Below are 20326 nucleotides of genomic sequence, written 5' to 3' on the forward strand. Positions count from 1 at the left end.
CTGGGCATTACGCTGACGGCGGGCGCAAGCCCGATCAACGCTGGGGCTACGGGTACGTTCACGGTTGCCATTAAGAACAATGGCCCTAGTGCCGCTCAGACCGTTAATGCACAAGTGCAACTGCCTGCTGGCCTGACCAACGTAACGGCCACCAATGGGGGAACCTACGATCCAACGACAGGCATCGTCTCCTACACCACCATTGCGAGTGTGCCAGCAAGTGCAAATGAGTTCGCCTCCTCAACTATTTCGTTTACCGCGCCGGCTACTGGCCCGGTGAATGCTATTGCAACCCTAACCACGGCCACCAGCCAGGGAGCCAACACGGCCCCAGACCAGGCAACGGCAACAATAGCCGTGACGCCCGTAGCTGACGTGGTCACGACACTGACGACCAACAAAACGACTGCGGCCCCTGGCGAGAGCCTTACCTACACCGCTACGGTGCAGAATAATGGCCCCTCGGGCGCAGTCGCCGTGGCTCCCAGCGTACAACTGCCTGCCGGCCTCTTACTGACTGGTTTGTCCACCGGCATTTCCTACAACAACAGCACGGGCGTAGTTACGCTGCCCACTACCAATCTATTGGCTAGCAATACTTCTGTAAACTACACCATAACCTTCAACGCGCCCAACTGCAGTACTACTATCACGGGCGTGGCCAAGAGCAGTTCAACTACCACCGATTCTGATGCCGCTAACAATAACGGTAGCAATACTGATGCCCAGGTAAGCACCGTAGTGAGCCTGCCATCTAACGGATGCTCGGGTCCCCAGTACGGCCCCGACCGTAGCAGCGGCCTGTACGCCGAGTACTTTGCCGGCTACTTCAACGACAATCTGAGCTTTTTCAACGGTAAAACGGCCGGCCTAGCCCGCTACGATGCCACACTGAACTTTCCTGCTGACAATAGCTGGGGTGACCTAACGGCAGCGTCCACCGGCACCGTTTCCAACCCGGAAACCTACTCTGCCCGCTATACAGGGAGCATCAACATCGGCACAGCGGGAACCTATACGTTCTACCTGAACTCTGACGACGCCTCTTACCTATGGCTGGATGCTAATGCCTTGGCACCTACTACTGCCAATGCTGATATCCAAAACGGCGGTGCCCACTCAAAGCGAGAGAGAACAGTTGTCCTTACCCTGTCAGCCGGAGTACACAATCTATTAGTTATCTATGGTGAAAACACTGGTGGCAATAACCTTACGCTGGAATATGCCAGCGCTGATGCTGGTGTCAGTCGCCAGATTGTCCCAAACTCAGTACTGTGTGCCAGCGCCTCGCAGGCCCCAACAGCTAGCAACGTAACCAACTCGCCAAACCTTCCGAACAGCTACGGCCCCACGGCTATTGCGCCTCTAAGCGCTACCGACCCCGACGGGCAGGTTGATTCCTACACCATTGTAACCCTGCCCGCCGCTGCTTCCGGCACCCTGTTTCTTTCAACGGGCGGTACCCTGACGGCCGTGACGGCTGGCCAGGTAATTACGGCCGCTCAGGCCGGCAACTTGCTTTTCGATCCTGCTGACGGCGCTTCGACCACTGCTGCCAATAGGCCTACTTTCACCTACCTGGCCACTGACAACAGTGGCACGGCTTCTAATGTAGCGACCTATTCCATTCCATTGCGGGGGCCAGATATGCTCAGTGGCCGCGTGTTCGAGGATGTAAACTACGGTGGCGGCAACGGCCGGAATTATAATACCGCCAGCACTGCTTACACGGCAGCCAGCATTCTGCGGCCCGGGGTTACGGTAGAACTCTACCGTATAACGGCTACTGATGCCGCCGGCCGGACGACGGATGGCACGTTCGTAACATCTACCACGACGGATGCCAGCGGAACTTACTCCTTCAACCTGCCTGCGGCCGGCGACTACGCCGTGCGCGTGGTGAGCAATACGATTACGTCGGTACGTCCGCTGGCAGCGGGCGCTTCGGCTAACGACTTGGTGCCGGTTCAAACCTTTGTAACCAACCGGGTACTCAACGCGGCTGGCAACCCAGCCAACGCGGGTGACAACCGGCGGGTAGGGGGCGAGGCTCCCGAAAAGCAGGATGCCGCCGCCAACCCCGGCGTCGCCAACTTCAACAACCGCCTGACGCTGGCCCAGCTTACAACTTCCACCACGGTGGCCCAATCAGTATCGACCCTTATTGGTTTGGGAGGAGCGAGCTATAACAACCTCGACTTTGGCTTCAATTTCGACGTGGTGACCAACACCAACGACGCAGGTCAGGGTTCGTTGCGCCAGTTCCTGCTTAATAGCAACGCGCTGGCCAACACCAACCTGTCGCAGGCGGGTCTCGCTCCCGGCGTAGAAACGAGTATTTTTATGATTCCCGATGGGACTCAGAAGAATGGCCTGCGGGCAGGCCTCAACAGCCAGCTCAGCGCCGATGGAGTGGCCGTAATCACGCCGCGCTCTGCGCTGCCGGCCATCACCGACAGCAACACCAAAATCGACGGTACCGAGCAAACCAACAATGTGGGTAATACCAATACGGGGCTGCTCGGCGTGGGCGGCATAGTAGGCACTAATGTTATTGCACTGGACCGAGTAAACCGCCCGGAGGTGCAAATTGTGGGGACGCCCGGCCAGGCCGGCAGCAACTTCGGCCTGACGGTAGCCGCTAGCAACACCACTATTCAAGGGCTGGCCATTTATGGTTTTGGCAACACGCCAAATGCGGGTAGTGGAGCTAATACTACCGGCGCCAACATCTACGTAACCACTGGCGCCACTTCCGGTACTCTGATTACCAACAACATCATCGGTACATGGGCTACCAGCTTCACCGACCCGGGCGCAGCGGCCCGCAGCATTGGCCACGGTATCTACCTGCAAGCCGGCAACGACAATACGACGCTGTTCAGCGGTACTATCTCCAACAACCTAATTGGCTACAACAGCGCCGGCGGGATTGAGATGATTGTAAATGCCGGAGCCAACGGCAACGGCACCACTACGGGCTACGTGGTGGAGAACAACGAAATCCGGGGCAATGCCATTGGCAACTCCTCGTCGGACGGCATCCGTCTGGGTGTAAATGGTGGCGTGGTGCGTAACAACCTCTTCGCGGAAAACCAAGGACCAGGTATTGATTTGGCTGGCAGCACGGGTAACGCCATGCTTACCAACAATACTGTAAGCAACAACGGCCTGAACGGCGCCGGCCAGACGCCAGGGGTACGCTTGCAGGGCACACTCAACATGGTGAGCCAGAACGTGATTAGCAACAATTACGGCGCGGGCATTATGGCCTTGGTCAACACCACCCGCTCTACGTTCAGCCAGAACTCAATTTCGGGCAACGGTACCATCCAAACCACTACGGGTGGTGCAGCCAGCGGGCAAATCGGCATCGACTTGCTCACGGCGACTGACAACGCTAACCAAGGTTCGGGTAGCTTCGTTTCGACCAACGCCAACGGCAAAACGGCCGCCAGCGGAGCCAACAGTGTGCTCAACTTCCCGGTTATCTACCGGGCCAGCACCCTCAACGGCAACCTCGAAATAACGGGCTACGCACCGCAGGGCAGCACGATTGAGTTCTTCCTCTCTGACAAGACTACCGCAGCCTTCGGCCAGGGCCAGACCTACCTGTTCACGGCAATGGAAGGTGGAACCGTGGGTGGTGTTACCGACCAGACCGCCCGCACCGGCAGCTACAACGGCACCGTTAACGGCCTTAATCAGGGCAGCGAAATCAGCGCGCCCATCTACGTTTTCAGCATTCCGATTAGCAGCCTGACCAACCTGACCGCCGCGCAGCGGACAGCCATTGCCAACGGTACCGTCCGGCTGACGGCCACGGCAACGCTGGCCCAGGCTACGTCGGAGTTCTCGGGCAACGCGGCCATCCTGCCGAACGCTCAGCCGCTGCCCGTAACGCTGGTAGCTTTCAGCGCCCAGGCATCCGGCATGAACGGCCAATTGAGCTGGAAAACGGCTCAGGAGCTTAACAACGACCACTTTGTGGTAGAGCGTAGCTTCGATGGCACCAGCTTTGTGGCTGTAGGTGAGGTAAAAGGCCAAGGCACGAGTCAGTCGGCTACCACCTACGCCTACACCGATCTGCGGGCCGGTGCCCAGGCGGCTAACGGCCTGATGTACTACCGCCTGCGTCAGGTAGACGCCGACGGCACCACGGCCCTGAGCGAAGTAAAAACGGTACGCTTCGCCCTGACGGCTCGTCCCGCACTGGACGTGTACCCCAACCCCGCTACGGCCGCCCAAGATGCTAAGCTCGATTTGAGTGGCGCCGCCGCGGGCAGCTACCAGATAACGCTGGTCGACATGACGGGCCGCACCTTGCGGAGCTTCACGCAGAACGGCGGTACGGTGCAGCCCCTGCAACTGACCAGCCTGCCGGCCGGTACCTACCTGGTGCGGGTGCAGGGCAACGGCCAGTCGTTCAGCCGCCGCGTCGTTAAAGAATAGTTGGCTATTGCTGACTGAAGGTATGCTTAGCAAAAACCTCCTGCCAACTGGCAGGAGGTTTTTGTTTTTTCAGTCCCGGCTTGGCCTGGCCGCAAAACCAGCGGGCCGCTTTGGTGGTATAGGGTTGCCGGCCGCACTGGCCCGCCCCTCATTCCTGTTCAGCTTCTTCTTTCCTGACAAACTGCTTATGCCTACTACTACGCGCCGCCCCCTGCCTGGCCGGGTGCCGACTGATGTTGAGGTGGCGATTGTGGGCGCCGGCAGCGCCGGGCTGAGCGCCGCGCTGGTGCTGGGCCGCTGCCTGCGCCGGGTATTGGTGCTCGACGGCGGCCCGCCCCGCAACGCCCCTTCACCGGCTGTGCAGGCCTTTTTCACGCGCGACGGTACGGCGCCCGCCCAGCTGCTTGATATGGGCCGCAAGGAGCTGGTCGGCTACGATTCCGTCGAAATTAAGCAGGCCAAAGTGGTGGGGCTGGCCCGGCGCGGCAAGCACTTCGAGCTGACGCTGGAGGGCGAAACCGGCCGCCGCAGTACCCGCACGGCCCGCAAGGTGCTGCTGGCGACCGGCGTCGAGGATGAGCTGCCGCCGCTGCCGGGCATGCGCGAGTTGTGGGGGCGCGGAGTGCTGCACTGCCCCTACTGCCACGGCTGGGAGCACCGCGACCAGGCCCTGGCCGTGTACGGCCGGGCCAAGCTGGTAACCGGCCTGGCACTGCTGGTGAGTCGCTGGAGCGCCGACACGGTGGTGTGCGTGGAGGACCCGGCCAACCTGACCGAAAACGCCCGGCGCCGCCTGCGCCGCCAGGGCATTGCCGTGCACGAGCAGCCACTGGCGGCCCTGGAGGGCACGGCCGGCGGCGAGCTGCGGCATCTGGTGTTTGAGTCGGGCGAGAAGCTGGCGCGCACGGCTTTGTTTATCCATGCCCACCAGCACCAGCGTAGCCCACTGGCCGAGGAAATGGGCTGCCGGCTCAGCAGCAAGGGGGCTATCTGGGTAAGCAAGCAGCACCAGACGTCGGTGCCGGGCCTGTACGCGGCCGGCGACAACACGCCCGGCACCCAGCAAGCGCTACTGGCCGCCGCCGAGGGTAGCGGCGCCGCCATCAGCATCAACGAAACCCTGACCCGGGAAGAGTGCCCGAAATAAGCCGGGCGCGGGGAACTTGCCGGGTCCGGTTGGGTTTTTCCGACCCAAGCGCCTATCTTACTGCGGCTAGTTTTATCCGCCGCCGGCTGCTTCGTTGCTTATTCCCTTTATGCGCCTCGTTATATCGCCCGTTCTGCTGCTGCTCCTGCTTCTGGCGGGGCCGGCCGTCTGGGCCCAGCGCATCACTTTCAGCGGCCGCGTAACTGAAACCAACGGCCAGCCCGTGCCTTTTGCCTCGGTGTTTGTGCGCGGTACCAGTCAGGGCGCCACTGCCGACGACAAAGGCCACTACGAGCTGACCCTCACCGGCCCTGCCCAGGATACACTCACGGCATCGGCCATCGGCTTTGCGCCGCTCAAGAAGGCTATTGCCAGCAAGGCCGGCCGGCAGACCGTCAATTTTGTGCTCAGCAGCGGCGGCGTGGCGCTGGGCGAGGTAGTGGTGCGGCCCTACGAAAACCCGGCCTACCGCATTCTGCGCCGCGTGGATGCCAACCGCCGCCGCAACCAGAAAACCAGCCTCACGGCCTACGACTACGACAGTTACGCCCGCAACGAGCTGCTCATCAACAACCTGCCCGACCAGCTGAGCCGCCGCAAGCTGCTGCGCCAGATTACGGCCGTGGCCGACACGCTGGGCCTGGAGCGCGACGCCAACGGCCGGCCGGTGGTGCCCATTTTCGCCTCCGAAGTCCTCTCCCATTACTACCAGAACAACGAGCCGCTGCGTCAGCGCGAAGAGGTGGCCAAAACCCAGATGCACGGCGCGGCTCCGCGCGAGGGTTCGGTGGTGTCGCAGATTATGGGCTCCTCGTTTCAGGACTGGGATTTTTACCGCAACTGGATTCGCATTGTGGGCAAGGATTTCATCTCGCCCATTGCCGAGGGCTGGAAGTTTTCCTACGAATACGAGCTGCAGGATTCGCTTATGGTCGGCGACGACTACTGCTATAAGCTGAAAGTGACGCCCCGCCGCCCCCAGGATCTGGCGTTCAAGGGCACCATCTGGATAACCACCGATACCTACGCGCTGCGCAAGCTCGATGTGGAAGTGAGCACCCAGGCCAACCTGAATTTCATCGAGCAGATTGCCGTGCGCCAGGAGCTGGCGCCCACCGAGGCCGGGCCCTGGCTGCCCACCGTCACGCGCTTTGCCATCGGCATCCGGCCCACCAAGGGCAGCACCGGCGTGCTGGCCCGCATCAGCACGGTGTACTCCAATTTCCGGGTGAACCAGCCCCGGCCGCTGGCCTTCTACGACAAGCCGCTGGAAATTGCCGCCGACGCCTACGACGTGCCCGCCGGCTACTTTGCCGCCAACCGGCCCGATACGCTCAGCCGCCAGGAGCAGCTCACGCTGGTGGTGCTCGACACAGTGCGGCAGCTGCCGGCCGTGCGCTCGGTGCTGGAGCTGGCCGATATTGTGGTGAACGGCTACTACCCGCTGGGCAAGATTGACGCGGGCCCGATTCTGGCCACGCTGGGCTACAACAACATCGAGGGCGTGCGCCTGCGCCTGGGCTTCCGTACCTCCACCGAGTGGAGCCGCGACTGGCAGCTGCGGCCCTACCTGGCCTACGGCACGCAGGACGGCCGCTTCAAATACGGCTTGCGGGTGCAGCGCGTCATCGAGCGGCGGCACTGGACGGTGGCCAACTTCGAGCACCGCCACGACATCGACCAAGTGGCGCTGCTCGACAACGATTACGCCCTCGAGAACCCGTTGTTTGAGGCGGCGGCCCGGCTGGGCAACATCAGCAACAGCCGCCCGCTGCTGCGCGACCTGACCAGCGTATCGGTGCAGTCGGATTTGTTCCGGGGCTTTACCCAGCGCGTGATGCTGCGCCGCCAGCAGTTCCAGCCGCTTTACCCCTTCGCCTACTACACCCGGGAGCCCCGCCCCGGCAACCCCACCGACACCGATTTTACACTTTCGGAGGTGGTGCTGGAGTCGCGCTACGCCCGCGACGAGGTGCTGGTGGCCAACAACCAGAACCGCCGTACGGCCGTGGGCCTCAAGCGCTGGCCGGTGTTTACGGTGCGCTACACGCTGGGCCTCAACAATTTACTGGGCTCCGATTTCCGCTACCAGAAGTTCAACCTGCTCATCGACCACAGCCTGCGCCTGGGCCAGCTGGGCCGCACCACCTACCGCATCGATGCCGGCTATATCCCAAGCACCGTGCCCTACCCGGTGCTCAAGAGCCACCTGGGCAACCAGTCGGTGTTCTACAACGCCGGGGCCTACAACCTGATGCGCTACTTCGAGTTCGTGAGCGACCGGTATGCGGGCCTGCAGCTGGAACACCAGTTCGGCGGTTTTCTCACCAACTCGCTACCGGGCATCAAGCAGCTCAACTGGCGGCTGGTAGCCACCACCAACCTGCTGTGGGGCAGCGTCAGCGACGCCAACCGGCGCATCATTCCCACCTTCGACCCGGTTACCGGCCAGCCGCTGCCCACTTTTCAGTCGCTGGGCCGCGTGCCCTACGCCGAGGTGGGCTACGGCATCGAGAACATTTTTAAAATTGTGCGGGTTGATTTCCTGCACCGCCTCACCTACCGCACCCGGCCCGAAGCCCGTAACTTTGGGGTGAAGCTGAGCCTGAAATTCAGCCTTTGATTCAATGTAAAAATGCGCGGAATGTGAAAAATGTGGTAGAATACATGTTTCACCGCATTTTCGGATTCCGCCCATTTTTCACATTTGAGCTCCCACATTTCGCACATTCAGAAAGATATGGCCAAGCACGAAGTTGACAACCTGACCCTGGCTGAAGCCACCCGCCACGCCCCGTTCATCGACTACGCCCGCTGCCTCGACGCCGGCCAGCGCCCCTACAACCACGTCGGCGACTGGCCCGAAGCCGGCCAGCTCTACCCCGTGCGCACAGTGGATTCGCGCACCGAGGGCATTGCCCTGGTCCACGTGCTCGGCTTCGAGGGCGAGGCCCCCTACTACAACGCCTTCGCCCCCCACCGCTTCGAGCTGCTGCTCACCGTGTGGCTGAATTAGGTGAGATGGTGAGGTGGTGAAATGGTGAGTTTGATGTTCGAGGGGCCCGGGCTGCGCGCCAGCCCCGGCAGGGCGAAATATCGGTAGCAAAGTATCCGCTAAAAAAACAGAGCCCCAGCGGGGCGGCACCAATCGTTGAGCCGATGGTGTCGCCCCGCTGGGGCTTTGCCGTTCGTAAATCCCTTGTTGTTACCGATATGTCGCCCCGCCGGGGCTGGCGCGCATGGGCGGGCGCGTTCTGCTACCAATGTGTCGCCAGGGCTGGCGCGCCAGCCCCGGCCCCCCGAACATAAAACTCACCATTTCACCACCTCACCATTTCACCTCCCCAGCGCATACAGCACCGGTTTGCTGGGGCTGGCGTCCAGCTCCAAGCTGGTTATCTGCAGGTTGAGCAGATACAGACCATCCTCTACGGCATCGGGCACGAAGATGAGCTCGGTGATAGTAGCCTGCTGGCGCGTGGCGTGCGGGTACTGCCAGAAGGCGTGGTGGGCCAGCAGCTCGCCGCCATCCTCTTCGCGGTCGACGCTGGGCAAATCCAGCAGCAGGTGCTCGATGTGCTGCTGGGCCAGGTAGTCGGCCAGCGCGGGTTCGAGGTAGGTGGGGTTGGTGCCCGAATATTGGCGGGTGCGCTTGGCGCGGTGGTTGGGCAGGGTGCGCAAAATCAGGGCTTCGGGTTGCACGGCCGCGTCGGGGCCGCCTTCCAGCTCGCGGCGCACGTCGGCCAGCATTACCACCTCGTCGCCGTTGGGCTGGGGCCGCGGCTGCACCGACACCAGCCGGGCCACGAACAAAAACCGGCGCAGGCAGCGGTTGAGCGTGGCCTCGGGCGCGGCCGAAATATGGCCGTAGCATTCGGTGTGCGTGCCGTTGCCGTGGGGCGTTACGTGCACGCGCTGGTAGTTGGTGCTGCCGCCCTGGGCCACGCTGCCCACAAAGTCGCCTACCCGAATCACGTCAAACTGCACCGGCTCGGCACAGAAGCAGTTCACCTGCCCCTCGCCCGGCGCCAGCGGCAGCGAAATGTCCAGCGGAGCGTTGGGGTCGAAGCTGAACGTGCGGCCGTGGTAAGGATAGGTGGCGAGCATGGGGTGGAGTGATGGGTGGGAAGAGTACACAAAGAAACGTCATTCAGAGCGCAGCGCAGAATCTTGCGGGCTGATGTTGCCAGAGTAACTCAACGAAGCCGAGCGAGATTCTTCGCTGCGTTCTGAATGACGTTTCTTTACCCCACTATCTCTCATTACAACCCCAGCCCGTTCAGAATCCGCGCAATTTCGGCGGCGTGGCTGAGCACCATGAAGTGGCCGCCGCCTTGGATGCGGTAGTCGATGGCGCGGTTGCCGGGCGGAAACACCCGGTCGCGGGTGCCGAGCAGCTGCACGGCGGGCGCCACGCCGGTGCTGTTCCAGTGCAGCAGGCTGCTGATGGCCCAGCGGGTATAGCGCGGCTCCATGTCATGCAGGATGGCTTTGAACAGCCGGTAATCGGCCCCGTTGCGCACGCCAAAGTACAGCTGCCCGGCCCGCGGAAACAGCTTCAGCCACTGCGGCGGCACCAGCCGGTACAGCCCCGAGGCCCGCACCAGCCGCAATAGCAGCGGCAGGCTCGGCGCATCGGGCAGACTGCTGATGAGTGCCACGCGCAGCCCCGGCCGCAACCGCTGCATTTCCAGCGCCACCATCCCGCCAAACGACACGCCCACCAGCCAGCCCGTAGCATCAGCCGGAATGGCCGCCGCCATCCGGGCCGCGTAGTGCGCCAGCGGCTCATCGATTGAATCAGGCGGCAGCCAGGGCAGCACTTCGCTGAGGCCGCGCAGCAACGGTTGCAGCCGCTGAAACACCCGCTCGTCGGCCCCCAAGCCCGGTATCAGGTAGAACATGGCACTCTGACAGTGTATATGAAGGACGGTTGCGGTTGCCGCCAGCCTCCCTGGTCCGGCAGCAATCGGATGTGATAAGCTGGCAGTAAATCTACCTTCGGAAACCCAAGTGCCCCAAGAAGCTCCCGCACTGCCGCCCAAAGCCGAGATCAGGGCAATGGCTACCTCATTCTGAACTCGGCACCCTGGCCGCGCAGGCGAAGGCCGTTAATGCTCATATTGCCTCGCTACCCCAAGACCTCAACAGGGCAGAACCAATTATTTCAGACATCAGAAAGCATAGTTTTGCGCGAATGTTCTCTGTACAATTGCCAACTCTTCTTTTCAACGCATTTATGGCATGTTCCTGGCTCTGCCGAATTGTCCTGTTACTGGTCCTTCCGCTGAACTGCGTGGCCCAAGCGCCCGGCTTTGCCGGCCTGCAACCCGGCCCATACCGCGTTGGCCTGCGGGTGGTACAACAACATGACTATGCGCGCTCCTACAAGGGCAAAACAGACCTAGTTACGGGTCAACCTTACCTAGGTGAGCGTGCCCGGCCCGTACAAACCCTGGTGTGGTACCCGGCCGCAAAAGCAGGCACGCCCCTGCGGTACGCCGATTACCTGCGCACCGAAGCCACCGATGAAGTGTTTGAGCGAACTGAGGCGCAAATAGCCGCTTTTATGGACGCACAGCGGCAGAAAGCCGTTGCCAATTTAGGCCTCAAGCAAGCACAGGCAATGCTCGACCAGCGCATGTGGGCCGCGGCAAATGCCTCGGCGGCGACAGGCAAATTCCCCGTGGTCATTTACGCGGCGGGCGGCGGGGGCGTGGCGCACGAAGCAGCCGACTTATGCGAGTACCTCGCCAGCCATGGCTACGTAGTGCTGGCCAGCCGCAGCCTGGGCACGCGCACGAGCCTGATGAACTTCGACCAGGAAGGACTCAACACTCAGGCGCGCGACATTGCGTTTCTGCTGGCCTACGCGCATACACTCCCCCAGGCCGATATGTCCCATGTGGCCGCTGCTGGCTGGAGTTGGGGCGGGCTGGCCAATGCATTAGCCGCTTCCCAGGATTCGCGCATTGATGCGCTGGTCAGCTTCGACGGGACCCAGCACCCCGACGATACCAAGCCGGTAGTCCGCACGCGGCTCACGCTGCCGTGGCTTTATATTCAGCGTCGCCCCGAATCAGTGCGCGAACTTAGCGTCAGGGGCATGGAAACCTCCTCTATTCTGCTGAACGAAGCTACGTATGCCGACCGGTACCACGTAGTTATGCACCCGATGGAACACGTGGATTTCTCCACGCAAGCCCTGCGCCTGGCCTCCCCGGCCCACTTCACCGAGTATTCGCGCGTCGAGGTAGAAGCGGCCTACCGCTGGGCCTGCCGCTACACCCTGGAGTTTCTGAATGCCACCCTTAAAGCCAGCGTAACCGGCCGCCAGTTCCTCGACCGCACGCCGGCCCAGAACGGCGTACCTGCCCATATGGCCCGGTTCGACCACCTGCCCGCGCTAACCGGCCCGGTGCCCACGCAGGCAGGCTTTGCGGCGGCGCTGGCCAAGGAGGGCTTTGCGCAGGCGCTACAAGTATACCGCCGGATGCAGCAGCAGGATGCCGCATTTGTCCTCCCGGAAGAGGCCCTCAACTCCTGGGGTTACCAGCTGTTGCGCGAGGCACACGACCTGCCGGCTGCGCGCGCCATCTTTCGCTTGGGCACGGAGCTTTATCCCGGTAGCGCCAATCTTTTCGATAGTCTGGGCGAAGCCGATGAGCTCAACCACAACCCGGCCGCGGCCATCATTCACTACCAGCGTTCCTTGGACCTGAATCCGCAGAACGATAACGCCCGGCAACGCCTGCAGGCGCTCGGGGCACCCGCGTCAAGTTCGCCCGCGAACTAGCGATGCACGCATAAGCTACCAGCTGCAGAAAGGGCCCGCCAGCGGCTAGGCTATAATGCGGAGGTATCAGCTATAAAAGAAGCGCGCCCCTTTCAAACTGAGAGGAGGCGCGCTTCTTTAATGCGGCTAAACCAGCGTAAGCTCAAGCAAAGCTTATGGCTCCCTTCAACCAAGAGAACCCGAGGGCCGATATGTACTGTCTCAGTTACCTGCCTTGGTCGTATCGGCGGGGGTTTTGGGTGTCGTGGGCGCCGGGGTGGCGGGGGCCGGCTTGGGCTTGCCGAACAGGCTATTGAGGCCCTTTTTGGCCTGTTCGCGCAGCTTGGCTTCGGCTTCGAGCTTGCGCTTCTCGATTTCCTGCTGGGCCCGGGCTTCCAGCTCGGCCCGCTTCAGGGCGGCTTCCTTCTTGAGGCTATCCTGCGAGAGCAGGATTTTGGCGGCGGCCCCGGCTTTCGAGTCGTCGAGCTTGCTTTGCACGATGCCGGTTACCAGCTCCTTGGCAATGTCCTTGGCCTGGCCCTTCACGCTGCCGCTGCTCAGCTTCACCTGCGGGTTGCTGATGGTGCCGCCGATGGTCAGGCCCAGCGTCACGCGCTCGGTACTTTTCAGGTTCGATACGCCCGTGAGCTTGGTGAGCTGACCGCTGAGGGCGTTGCCCACCTGGCCCGTGGGCACATCGAGGGCCGCCACGTACTCCAGCCCGCCGCTGTCGATGCTGTTCGAGCCGCCCACCGTCATCTTGATTTGGCCCACGTTCACATCAAACGGCTTCACCACGAAGTTGCCGTTAATGATTTCGGCGGCTACGTCCTTGTTGGTCACCACGAAATTCTTCAGGTCCTGCAACTGCGTGAGGTTGCTGATTTTAGTGAGCACCGGCGAGCTGGTCACGGCGGCCCGCACCACGTCGAACACGCCCTTGCCGGTGAGCGTGCTGTACTTGGGCATCATGTCGGGGCCCATTTCGCCGCTCACGTTGAAGTTGGTGGAGAAGATGCCCTCCAGGTTGGCCGCCAGCGGCACCAGCGTTTTAATCGAGTTGAAGGCCGCAAACGCCTGCTGGAAATTCAGGTTCTTCACGTTCAGCCCGAAGTCAAACCTGGGGCGCGCCAGGTTCTGGCTGCTGTACGAGCCGTTGGTGGCAAAGGAGCCGCCGAGCGTGTTGAAGGTGAGGTTTTTGAGCGTGGCCACCTGGTTGTGCACCGTTACGGTGCCCTTCACGTCGTTGAGTTTCAGGTTGTCGTAGAGCACCTGGCCCACGGCGGTGTTCATGGTCAGGTCGAACTCCTTCGGGATTTGCAGCACGCCGTCGGCCTGAGCGGTGGCGGGGGCTTTGGTGGCGGCCTTGGCGCCGGCCGTGGGCTTGGCACTTACCTCGTCCACCATCCACTCATTGAGGTTGAAGCGACGCGAATTCACCGTCAAATCGCCCCGCAGCGGCTGGCCGGGCACGAACAAATAGCCCAGGTAGTTGCTGATGGTACCCGAAGCCGCCACGTCCGACGAGCCCACGAAGCCCTGCATGTCGCGCAGCACAATCCGGTCGTTGTTGAAAGTAGCCGTGGCCTGGCTCACCTTCATGCCCTGCGGAAAATCGGGGCTCTTGTAGTCGATGTTGCGCGCGTTCACGGTGCCCGAGGCTACCACCGACTGGTAACGACCGGCCTCGATGTCGGCCATGTTGCCCTTGGCGGCCACGTTGCCGTTCAGGCGGCCAGCCACCGTCATGCCTTCGAGCGGGAAGATTTTGGTGAGCTTGGTGAGGTCTACCGTGCCTTTTACGTCGGTGTCGAAGGCCAGCTTGTCCACGCCCTGGGTGGCCACGCGGCCCTCCAGCGGCTCGCCGTCGAGCAGCATTTTAAACTGCGGGATGTTGACTTTGGTGTCGTTCAGTTGGCCGGTGGGGTTGGTGACGGTGCCGGTCAGGGTCAGGTTTTCGATGGGGGCCGGAAACTGCTTGCTCTTCACGTAGCCGTTGCTCAGGTTCATCTGGGCCTGAATTACCGGCATCCGGGTTTCCGAATACACGCCTTTGGCCGTGGCATCCACGAACAGCTTGCCGCGCAGCAGCAGGTCCTGCACCGGGTACACTTTCATCATTTCGGCCAGATCCACGTTGGCTTTTACGCGGCCGTCCACCTTCATCGGGGCCAGCCCGTCGATGGCCACCTGACCGTCAATCGGGTTTTTGCCCAGGTCAAGATGAAACTGCTTCACGTTCACTTTCACGTTGTTGGTGAAGCCCGAGGGGTTGTCCACCACCATATCCACGTTGATGTTGCGGGCCCGCTCGGGCAGGGCCGGGTACTGGAAGCTGCCGTCCTTGATCTGCAGGTTCACGCCGTAACCGGGCATCTTCAGCTCGTTCTGCACGCCCTTAAAGTAGCCGTCAAACGCCACCTTGCCGTCGGCCTTGATGTCCTTGAACTGCTCGTTGTAGGCGCCCGGCACCAGACTCAGAATGTTCTTGAAATCGGTTTCCAGCGCCTTGAAGGTGAGGTCGTACACGATATCGGTGGCGTTGGGCAGGCCGATAGTGCCCTGGAAGGTGGCCGGAAACTCGTTCAGCTTCACCTTGTTGTCTTTAAAGGTGAACAGCATCTGCTCCAGGTTCATGGCCATCGTCACGTCGGCGTCGAGCTGCTTGTTGCTCACGTACTGCACGCCGTCGTAGCTCAGCGAAGCCTGCCGGGCCGTGGTCTGGCTTACCATATCGAAGATGTTCTGCTCGAAGTCGCCCGAGCCCGTATGGTCGATGCCGCGCAGCTCCATGCCGAACGGGATGCTCCGGTCGTCGTAGCGCAGGTGGCCGTTGTTGATTTTCCAGCCTTTAATAGCCAGGCTTACCGCCGACGTATCCTGCCCCTTGGTAGCGGCGGCCGAGTCCGACACGAAAATATCCCAGTTGGCACGGCCGCTTTTCAGCACCTTGATGCTGATATCGGGCTCTTCGAGCGTGATATTCTTGATCTTGATCTGGTCGCCGCTGATCACGCTCATCAAATTCAGGCCCACCCGGGCTTCGGGCAGGTAAGCCAGCGTATCGCGCCGGAACGAGTCCTGCCCGATGATGCGCAGCTGGTTGATGCGTAGGGCCAGATCGGGGAAGGTGCTCAACAGCGTCACGTCCACGTTGTCGGGGTCGTACTGCACGTCGGCCCGCACGCGCTGGGCGAGCTGCTGGTCGAAGGCGGCTTTAATTTTATCTTTGAACAGCAGAGGTGCCAAAGCCAGGAAGGCCACAACTACCACCAGGAAAATCCCGAGGCCGACAAAAAACTTGCGCATAGAGGAATGCTTAAAAGAGGTAAATTCAGGCAGCCGAACTGACCAGCAGAACGATCAGGCCGGCAACCGATTCAGGCAAAAGTAAGGAGAAACTCAGCCGGACTGCGGTTGCAGTAAACGGTACAGCGGCGCATTATCTTGCGTTTCGCTGTTGAGTATCACTTCCAACCGGCCCTAAAAAGCAACACCGGCCCGGCAGCAGCGTCGGCTTCTGCGTTGCTGACGGGGGCCGGCCCTTCCACAGTTCTCCGGGCCCGGCAGGTACCAAAACCGCCGGCCCGTTCGTTAGCAGCCCATCTATGCGAAGCACCAGGATTTTGGGGAGGCCGGCGGCGCGGCGCAGACAGCGGGCCGCCACGGTAGCCGCGCCGCTGCTGGGCCTGCTGCTGGGCCTGCTGGCCGGCCCCGCCGCCGTGGCCCAGGATCTGTACTTCGCCCAGCCCTTTGCCAACCGCATGCAGCTCAACCCCGCCTACGCCGGCCTGCTCGACGATTATGGCGCGACGCTCAGCTACCGCAACCAGTTCCCTACCCTGGCCGGCACCTTCCAGACCACCCAGTTCGCCGCCGACTACCGCCTGCGCAACCAGCGCAGCGCCCTGGGCCTGCTGATCAACCAGGACCGCACCGGCAGCGTGGGCTACACGCGCCTGCAGGCCGGGGCCGTGTACGCCTACCACGTGCGGCTGAACCAGCAGCTCAGCCTCAGCGGCGGGGCCACGCTCAGCTACGGCCGCCAGCGCGTGGGCTACGGCAACCTCATCTTCGGCGACCAGCTTTCCGACGACGGCCAAATACGCGACCTGAGCCAGGAAGCGGCCGATTTTGCGCCCGTCAACTACCTCACGGCCGGCGTGGGCGGGCTGCTGTTCGGGCCGCAGTTCTGGCTGGGCGCGGCCGCCCACCACCTCAACCAGCCCGACCTGGGCTTCGCGGGCCAGGGCGTGCTGCCGATGCGCCTGAACGTGCAGGGCGGCTACAAATTCTACTTCGCCCAGGTGAACACCGTGCGCGAGCAGCGTGAAGTCAGCCTGAGCCCCACGGCCGGCTACACCCGCCAGGGCAACTCGCAACGCACCGACCTCGGATTGTACTTTACCACGACTCCGCTGACGCTCGGGGCCGTGTACCGGGGCCTGCCCCTGCCCGGTACGCCGCGGCCCCAGCAGGTACTCACGGCGGTGGCCGGCATCAGCGCGGGCACTTTTCGGCTTGGTTATAGCTACGATGTCAGCCTCAGTCAGTTCAGCGCCGATTTGGGCGGCGCGCACGAGCTTTCGCTCACGCTGCGCGAGTTTAATGCGCTCGAAGCCGCCTGGCGCCGACTGAAGCGACGCAATTACCCGAAAATTCCTTGCCCGGCTTTTTAAATTGTTGTATTATTGCACCCGACTTGCCTTGTCTAAATGCTTTCTTAACAGGTAGTTTCAACTTGATCATGAATATTTCCAAGTACCTGGGCTTAGCCCTCGTCGGAGCTTGTGCCCTATCGGCCTGCAACAAGGGGCCTCGCTCGGCCACCAACCCCGGCAAATACAGCTCCACTACGGGCATTGAGTACAACACCGACGAAGGCATGAAGGTGTCTGACTATCAGGGCATCCCTGAGGGTCCGGGTTTGGTGTTTATCGAAGGCGGCCGCACCGTACTCGGCTCGGCCGAGGAAGACGTGGCCATGACCCACGACAACCTCGAGCGCACCGTTACGCTGGCGTCGTTCTACATGGACGAGGTGGAAGTGGCCAACATTCACTGGCTGGAGTACCTGCACTACGTGCGCAAAGACTCGGCCGAGGAATTCTATATGTCGGCGCTGCCCGACACCACCGTGTGGGCCCGCGAGCTGTCGTTCAACGACCCGTACGTAGATTACTACCTGCGTTACCCCGGCTTCCGCTACTTCCCGGTGGTGGGTGTTAGCTGGCTGCAGGCCAACGACTACTGCACCTGGCGCACCGCCAAGGTAAACGAGCGGCTGGCTGGCGAAGCTTCCGACGGTGGGGGCGGCTCCCGCAAGGGTGGTTTGTTCGGCCGCAAGAAAAACAAGGGTGGCGATGCCGCTGAAGGTACCTCCGACGATGGTGGCGTGAAAATCGCCATCGAAAACGGCAACACGCTGCCCAACTACCGCCTGCCCACCGAGGCCGAGTGGGAGTACGCCGCGCAGGCCCTCATCGGCACGCAGGAAACCGGCAACGAAAACCAGGAGAACAAGCGCATTTACCCCTGGGATGGCCGGCAGGTACGGAACCCCTACGGTAAAAACCGTGGGCAGTTCCTGGCCAACTTCAAGCGTGGCCGCGGCGACTACGCCGGTATTGCCGGCTCGCTCAATGATGGCGCCATGATTACCGAGCAGGTGTTCTCGTACCCGCCCAACGATTACGGCCTCTACAACATGGCCGGCAACGTGAACGAGTGGGTGCAGGACATCTACCGTCCGCTGTCTTACGAGGACGTGGAGGACCTGAACCCCTTCCGTCGTAACGGCTACCTCGACCCCTCGGAGAAGTACGACAAGAAAGGCTACCAGTCGCTCATCGACGACCACGTGCGCGTGTACAAAGGTGGCTCGTGGCGCGACGTAGCCTACTGGCTCTCGCCCGGCACCCGCCGCTTCATGGCCGAAGACTCAGCCACGGCCACCATCGGCTTCCGCTGCGCCATGATCAACGCCGGCTCGAACAAATAAGGACCACGGATTAGCCCGAATTTTAGCGGATTTCACGGATTTTGTAGCCGATTGAAAAAGCCACCTCCAGCGAGGTGGCTTTTTTGCGCCTGATAATACAATGGCCAAGCTGGACAACGAGGCCCATCCACAAAATCCGTGAAATCCGCTGAAATCCGGGCTAATCCGTGGTCAGGCGACGGCAATGGTGGCTACGCTGACTTCGCGGGCGCCGGCGGCGAGCAGCACGGCGCAGCAGGCTTCGAGCGTGGCCCCGGTGGTCAGCACGTCATCCACCACCAGCACGTGCTGGCCGGCAATGAGGTCGGGGCGGGCTACTTCGAATACGGTGGCCACGTTCTGCCAGCGCTGGAGACGGTTTTTGCGGGTCTGCGATTCGGTGGCAGCGGTGCGGCGCAGGGCCTCGGGGTGCCAGGGGCAGTTGAGGGCGGTGGCCAGGCCCTCGGCAAAGCTGTCGGCCTGGTTGTAGCCGCGGCGGGCCAGCTTGCGCGGATGCAGCGGCACGGGCACCACCAGCGCAAACGTGTCGGCGTAGCCCGTTTCGGCCAGCTCCTGCCCGAAATGGCGGCCCAGCACGCGGCCTACCTGCTGCTGGTTGCGGTATTTGAGCTCGTGCAGCAGGTGCTGCACCCGGCCGTGCTTCTGGAACGTGAGGTAGCCCAGCACGTGTGTAACCGGCAGCTTACCCCAGAACCGGCGGGCCAGCGGGTTGTCGGCGGGGGGCAGGCGGTGGTAGTCGGTGTAGGGCAGCTGGGCGCGGCAGGCGGTGCAGAGGTCGTCCTCGCCGCGGGCCAGCGGCTCCTGGCAGGCCAAGCACACCCGCGGGAAAATCAGGCCCACGAAATCGGACAGCACGGCGGGCAACGGCATGGCGGCGGAGAACTTGACGGGTGGATTAGGGAAACTTCTCCTTAATTTTAAGCCATATTTTTTTAATGCATTGAGGAAGATGTCATTCTGAGCAGCGCGAAGAATCTGGTGGGCAATGAGTAACTCTGTCGTCAGAAATTACTTTGGCACGCGAGATTCTTCGCGCTGCTCAGAATGACAGTTTTTCTGCCACATTCCCGCACACTTCCCACATTTCGCACATTCTCCACTATGAGCCTCGTCACTGAATTCAACGATTACCGCCAGCGCATGAATGAGAAAATCATGGCGGCCGACAACAAGGTTATCAAGCGGTTTTTCAACCTCGACACCAACACTTACCAGGAGGGCGCGCTCGACGTGAAAACCAAGGAACTGCTGGGCTTGGCCTGCTCGATGGTGCTGCGCTGCGACGACTGCATCAAGTACCACCTGGGCAAATGCTACGAGGAGAAGGTGAGCGAGGAGGAGATGTACGAGCTGTTCGCCATTGCCAACCTCATCGGCGGCAGCATCGTGATTCCGCACTTCCGGCGGGCCGTGGAGTACTGGGAGGCGCTCAAGGAGGAAACCGTAACGCCGCCGCCCGTTCATCCCCACCACGCCTAGCCATGCTCGACCCCCAGGAAACCGAAGCCCAGTTCGAGCACCGCTGGTGGGAGCTGATGACCGAAATGCGCGCCCGTTTCGGCAAAAAGCCCGACCTCAACGCCCTGCTGCTGCTCATTGGCGTGCAGGAGCTGGGCCAGGGCGCGGGCCCGTTCACCAAGGAGCAAAAGCAGGATTTGATGCACATTGCCACCTGCCGGCTGTTCAGTATTTCGGGCTACTACGAGCTGGAAAATGTGGACCCCGAAGGCTGGCCCCACTACCGGCTGCTGCAGCCGCTGCCCTTCTCCAACCTGAAAGAGCAGGAGCGCATGCTGAAATGGCACGTGCTGGAGTACTTCGACGAGCAGAATCAGGAGGAGTAGCGGTAGCAGCTACAGAAACGAATTGCGTCATGCTGAGCTGGTCGAAGCATCGCTGCCGCAATGGTAAACCTGACGTCAGGAATTGCCACTGCAGCAGCGATGCTTCG

Annotated in this window: 13 protein-coding genes; 9 read left to right on the plus strand and 4 right to left on the minus strand. The window is 61.8% G+C overall.

Annotated features, from left to right (window positions below; all coding sequences use genetic code 11):
- Nucleotides 1–12: 12 nt before the first annotated feature.
- The 4 genes from H145_RS23495 to H145_RS0116400 all read left to right on the plus strand — a co-directional run bounded on the left by H145_RS23495 (nt 13) and on the right by H145_RS0116400 (nt 8615).
- Complete coding sequence (locus H145_RS23495) at nt 13–4452, plus strand: T9SS type A sorting domain-containing protein (RefSeq protein WP_262489238.1); 4440 nt, start codon at nt 13–15, stop codon at nt 4450–4452.
- Nucleotides 4453–4639: 187 nt separating this feature from the next.
- Nucleotides 4640–5599 (plus strand): NAD(P)/FAD-dependent oxidoreductase, encoded by a 960-nt coding sequence (locus H145_RS0116390; protein WP_071595227.1) that lies wholly within the window; start codon nt 4640–4642, stop codon nt 5597–5599.
- 109 nt (nt 5600–5708) lie between these two features.
- Entirely contained in the window at nt 5709–8222 is a 2514-nt protein-coding gene (locus H145_RS0116395; protein WP_019949244.1) for a DUF5686 and carboxypeptidase-like regulatory domain-containing protein, read from the plus strand.
- Nucleotides 8223–8339: 117 nt separating this feature from the next.
- Nucleotides 8340–8615 carry a hypothetical protein gene (locus tag H145_RS0116400; protein ID WP_157541709.1) on the plus strand — a complete coding sequence of 92 codons (276 nt, stop codon included), beginning with the start codon at nt 8340–8342 and terminating at the stop codon, nt 8613–8615.
- A gap of 320 nt (nt 8616–8935) precedes the next feature.
- Here the strand turns inward: H145_RS0116400 and H145_RS0116405 are convergent, their stop codons facing one another.
- Together H145_RS0116405 and H145_RS0116410 are read right to left on the minus strand one after the other, a co-directional pair.
- Nucleotides 8936–9706 carry a cyclase family protein gene (locus H145_RS0116405; protein WP_019949246.1) on the minus strand — a complete coding sequence of 257 codons (771 nt, stop codon included), beginning with the start codon at nt 9704–9706 and terminating at the stop codon, nt 8936–8938.
- A gap of 155 nt (nt 9707–9861) precedes the next feature.
- Nucleotides 9862–10503: an alpha/beta hydrolase gene (locus tag H145_RS0116410; protein WP_019949247.1), complete on the minus strand. Its 642-nt coding sequence runs from the start codon at nt 10501–10503 to the stop codon at nt 9862–9864.
- A gap of 392 nt (nt 10504–10895) precedes the next feature.
- Between H145_RS0116410 and H145_RS0116415 the strand changes: the two genes are divergently transcribed.
- Nucleotides 10896–12395: a dienelactone hydrolase family protein gene (locus H145_RS0116415; RefSeq protein WP_169513207.1), complete on the plus strand. Its 1500-nt coding sequence runs from the start codon at nt 10896–10898 to the stop codon at nt 12393–12395.
- A 201-nt stretch (nt 12396–12596) separates the two neighbouring features.
- On the opposite strand, the gene H145_RS0116420 is transcribed toward H145_RS0116415, so the two are convergent.
- Entirely contained in the window at nt 12597–15683 is a 3087-nt protein-coding gene (locus H145_RS0116420) for an AsmA family protein (protein ID WP_019949250.1), read from the minus strand.
- 299 nt (nt 15684–15982) lie between these two features.
- Here H145_RS0116420 and H145_RS21770 point away from each other — a divergent pair, with 299 nt between their 5' ends.
- Both H145_RS21770 and H145_RS0116430 read left to right on the plus strand, forming a co-directional pair.
- Entirely contained in the window at nt 15983–17053 is a 1071-nt protein-coding gene (locus tag H145_RS21770; RefSeq protein ID WP_083937822.1) for a PorP/SprF family type IX secretion system membrane protein, read from the plus strand.
- 68 nt (nt 17054–17121) lie between these two features.
- Nucleotides 17122–18375 carry an SUMF1/EgtB/PvdO family nonheme iron enzyme gene (locus H145_RS0116430; protein WP_019949252.1) on the plus strand — a complete coding sequence of 418 codons (1254 nt, stop codon included), beginning with the start codon at nt 17122–17124 and terminating at the stop codon, nt 18373–18375.
- 171 nt (nt 18376–18546) lie between these two features.
- On the opposite strand, the gene H145_RS0116440 is transcribed toward H145_RS0116430, so the two are convergent.
- The gene (locus H145_RS0116440; RefSeq protein WP_019949254.1) at nt 18547–19245 is read right to left on the minus strand and encodes a ComF family protein; all 699 of its coding nucleotides are present in this window, start codon (nt 19243–19245) and stop codon (nt 18547–18549) included.
- A gap of 231 nt (nt 19246–19476) precedes the next feature.
- Between H145_RS0116440 and H145_RS0116445 the strand changes: the two genes are divergently transcribed.
- Complete coding sequence (locus H145_RS0116445) at nt 19477–19854, plus strand: carboxymuconolactone decarboxylase family protein (protein ID WP_019949255.1); 378 nt, start codon at nt 19477–19479, stop codon at nt 19852–19854.
- A gap of 2 nt (nt 19855–19856) precedes the next feature.
- Nucleotides 19857–20219, plus strand: a complete 363-nt coding sequence (locus H145_RS0116450; protein WP_019949256.1) for a hypothetical protein — start codon at nt 19857–19859, stop codon at nt 20217–20219.
- Nucleotides 20220–20326: the final 107 nt, after the last annotated feature.

It is taken from the genome of Hymenobacter aerophilus DSM 13606, from assembly GCF_000382225.1.
Classification (GTDB): Bacteria; Bacteroidota; Bacteroidia; order Cytophagales; family Hymenobacteraceae; genus Hymenobacter; species Hymenobacter aerophilus.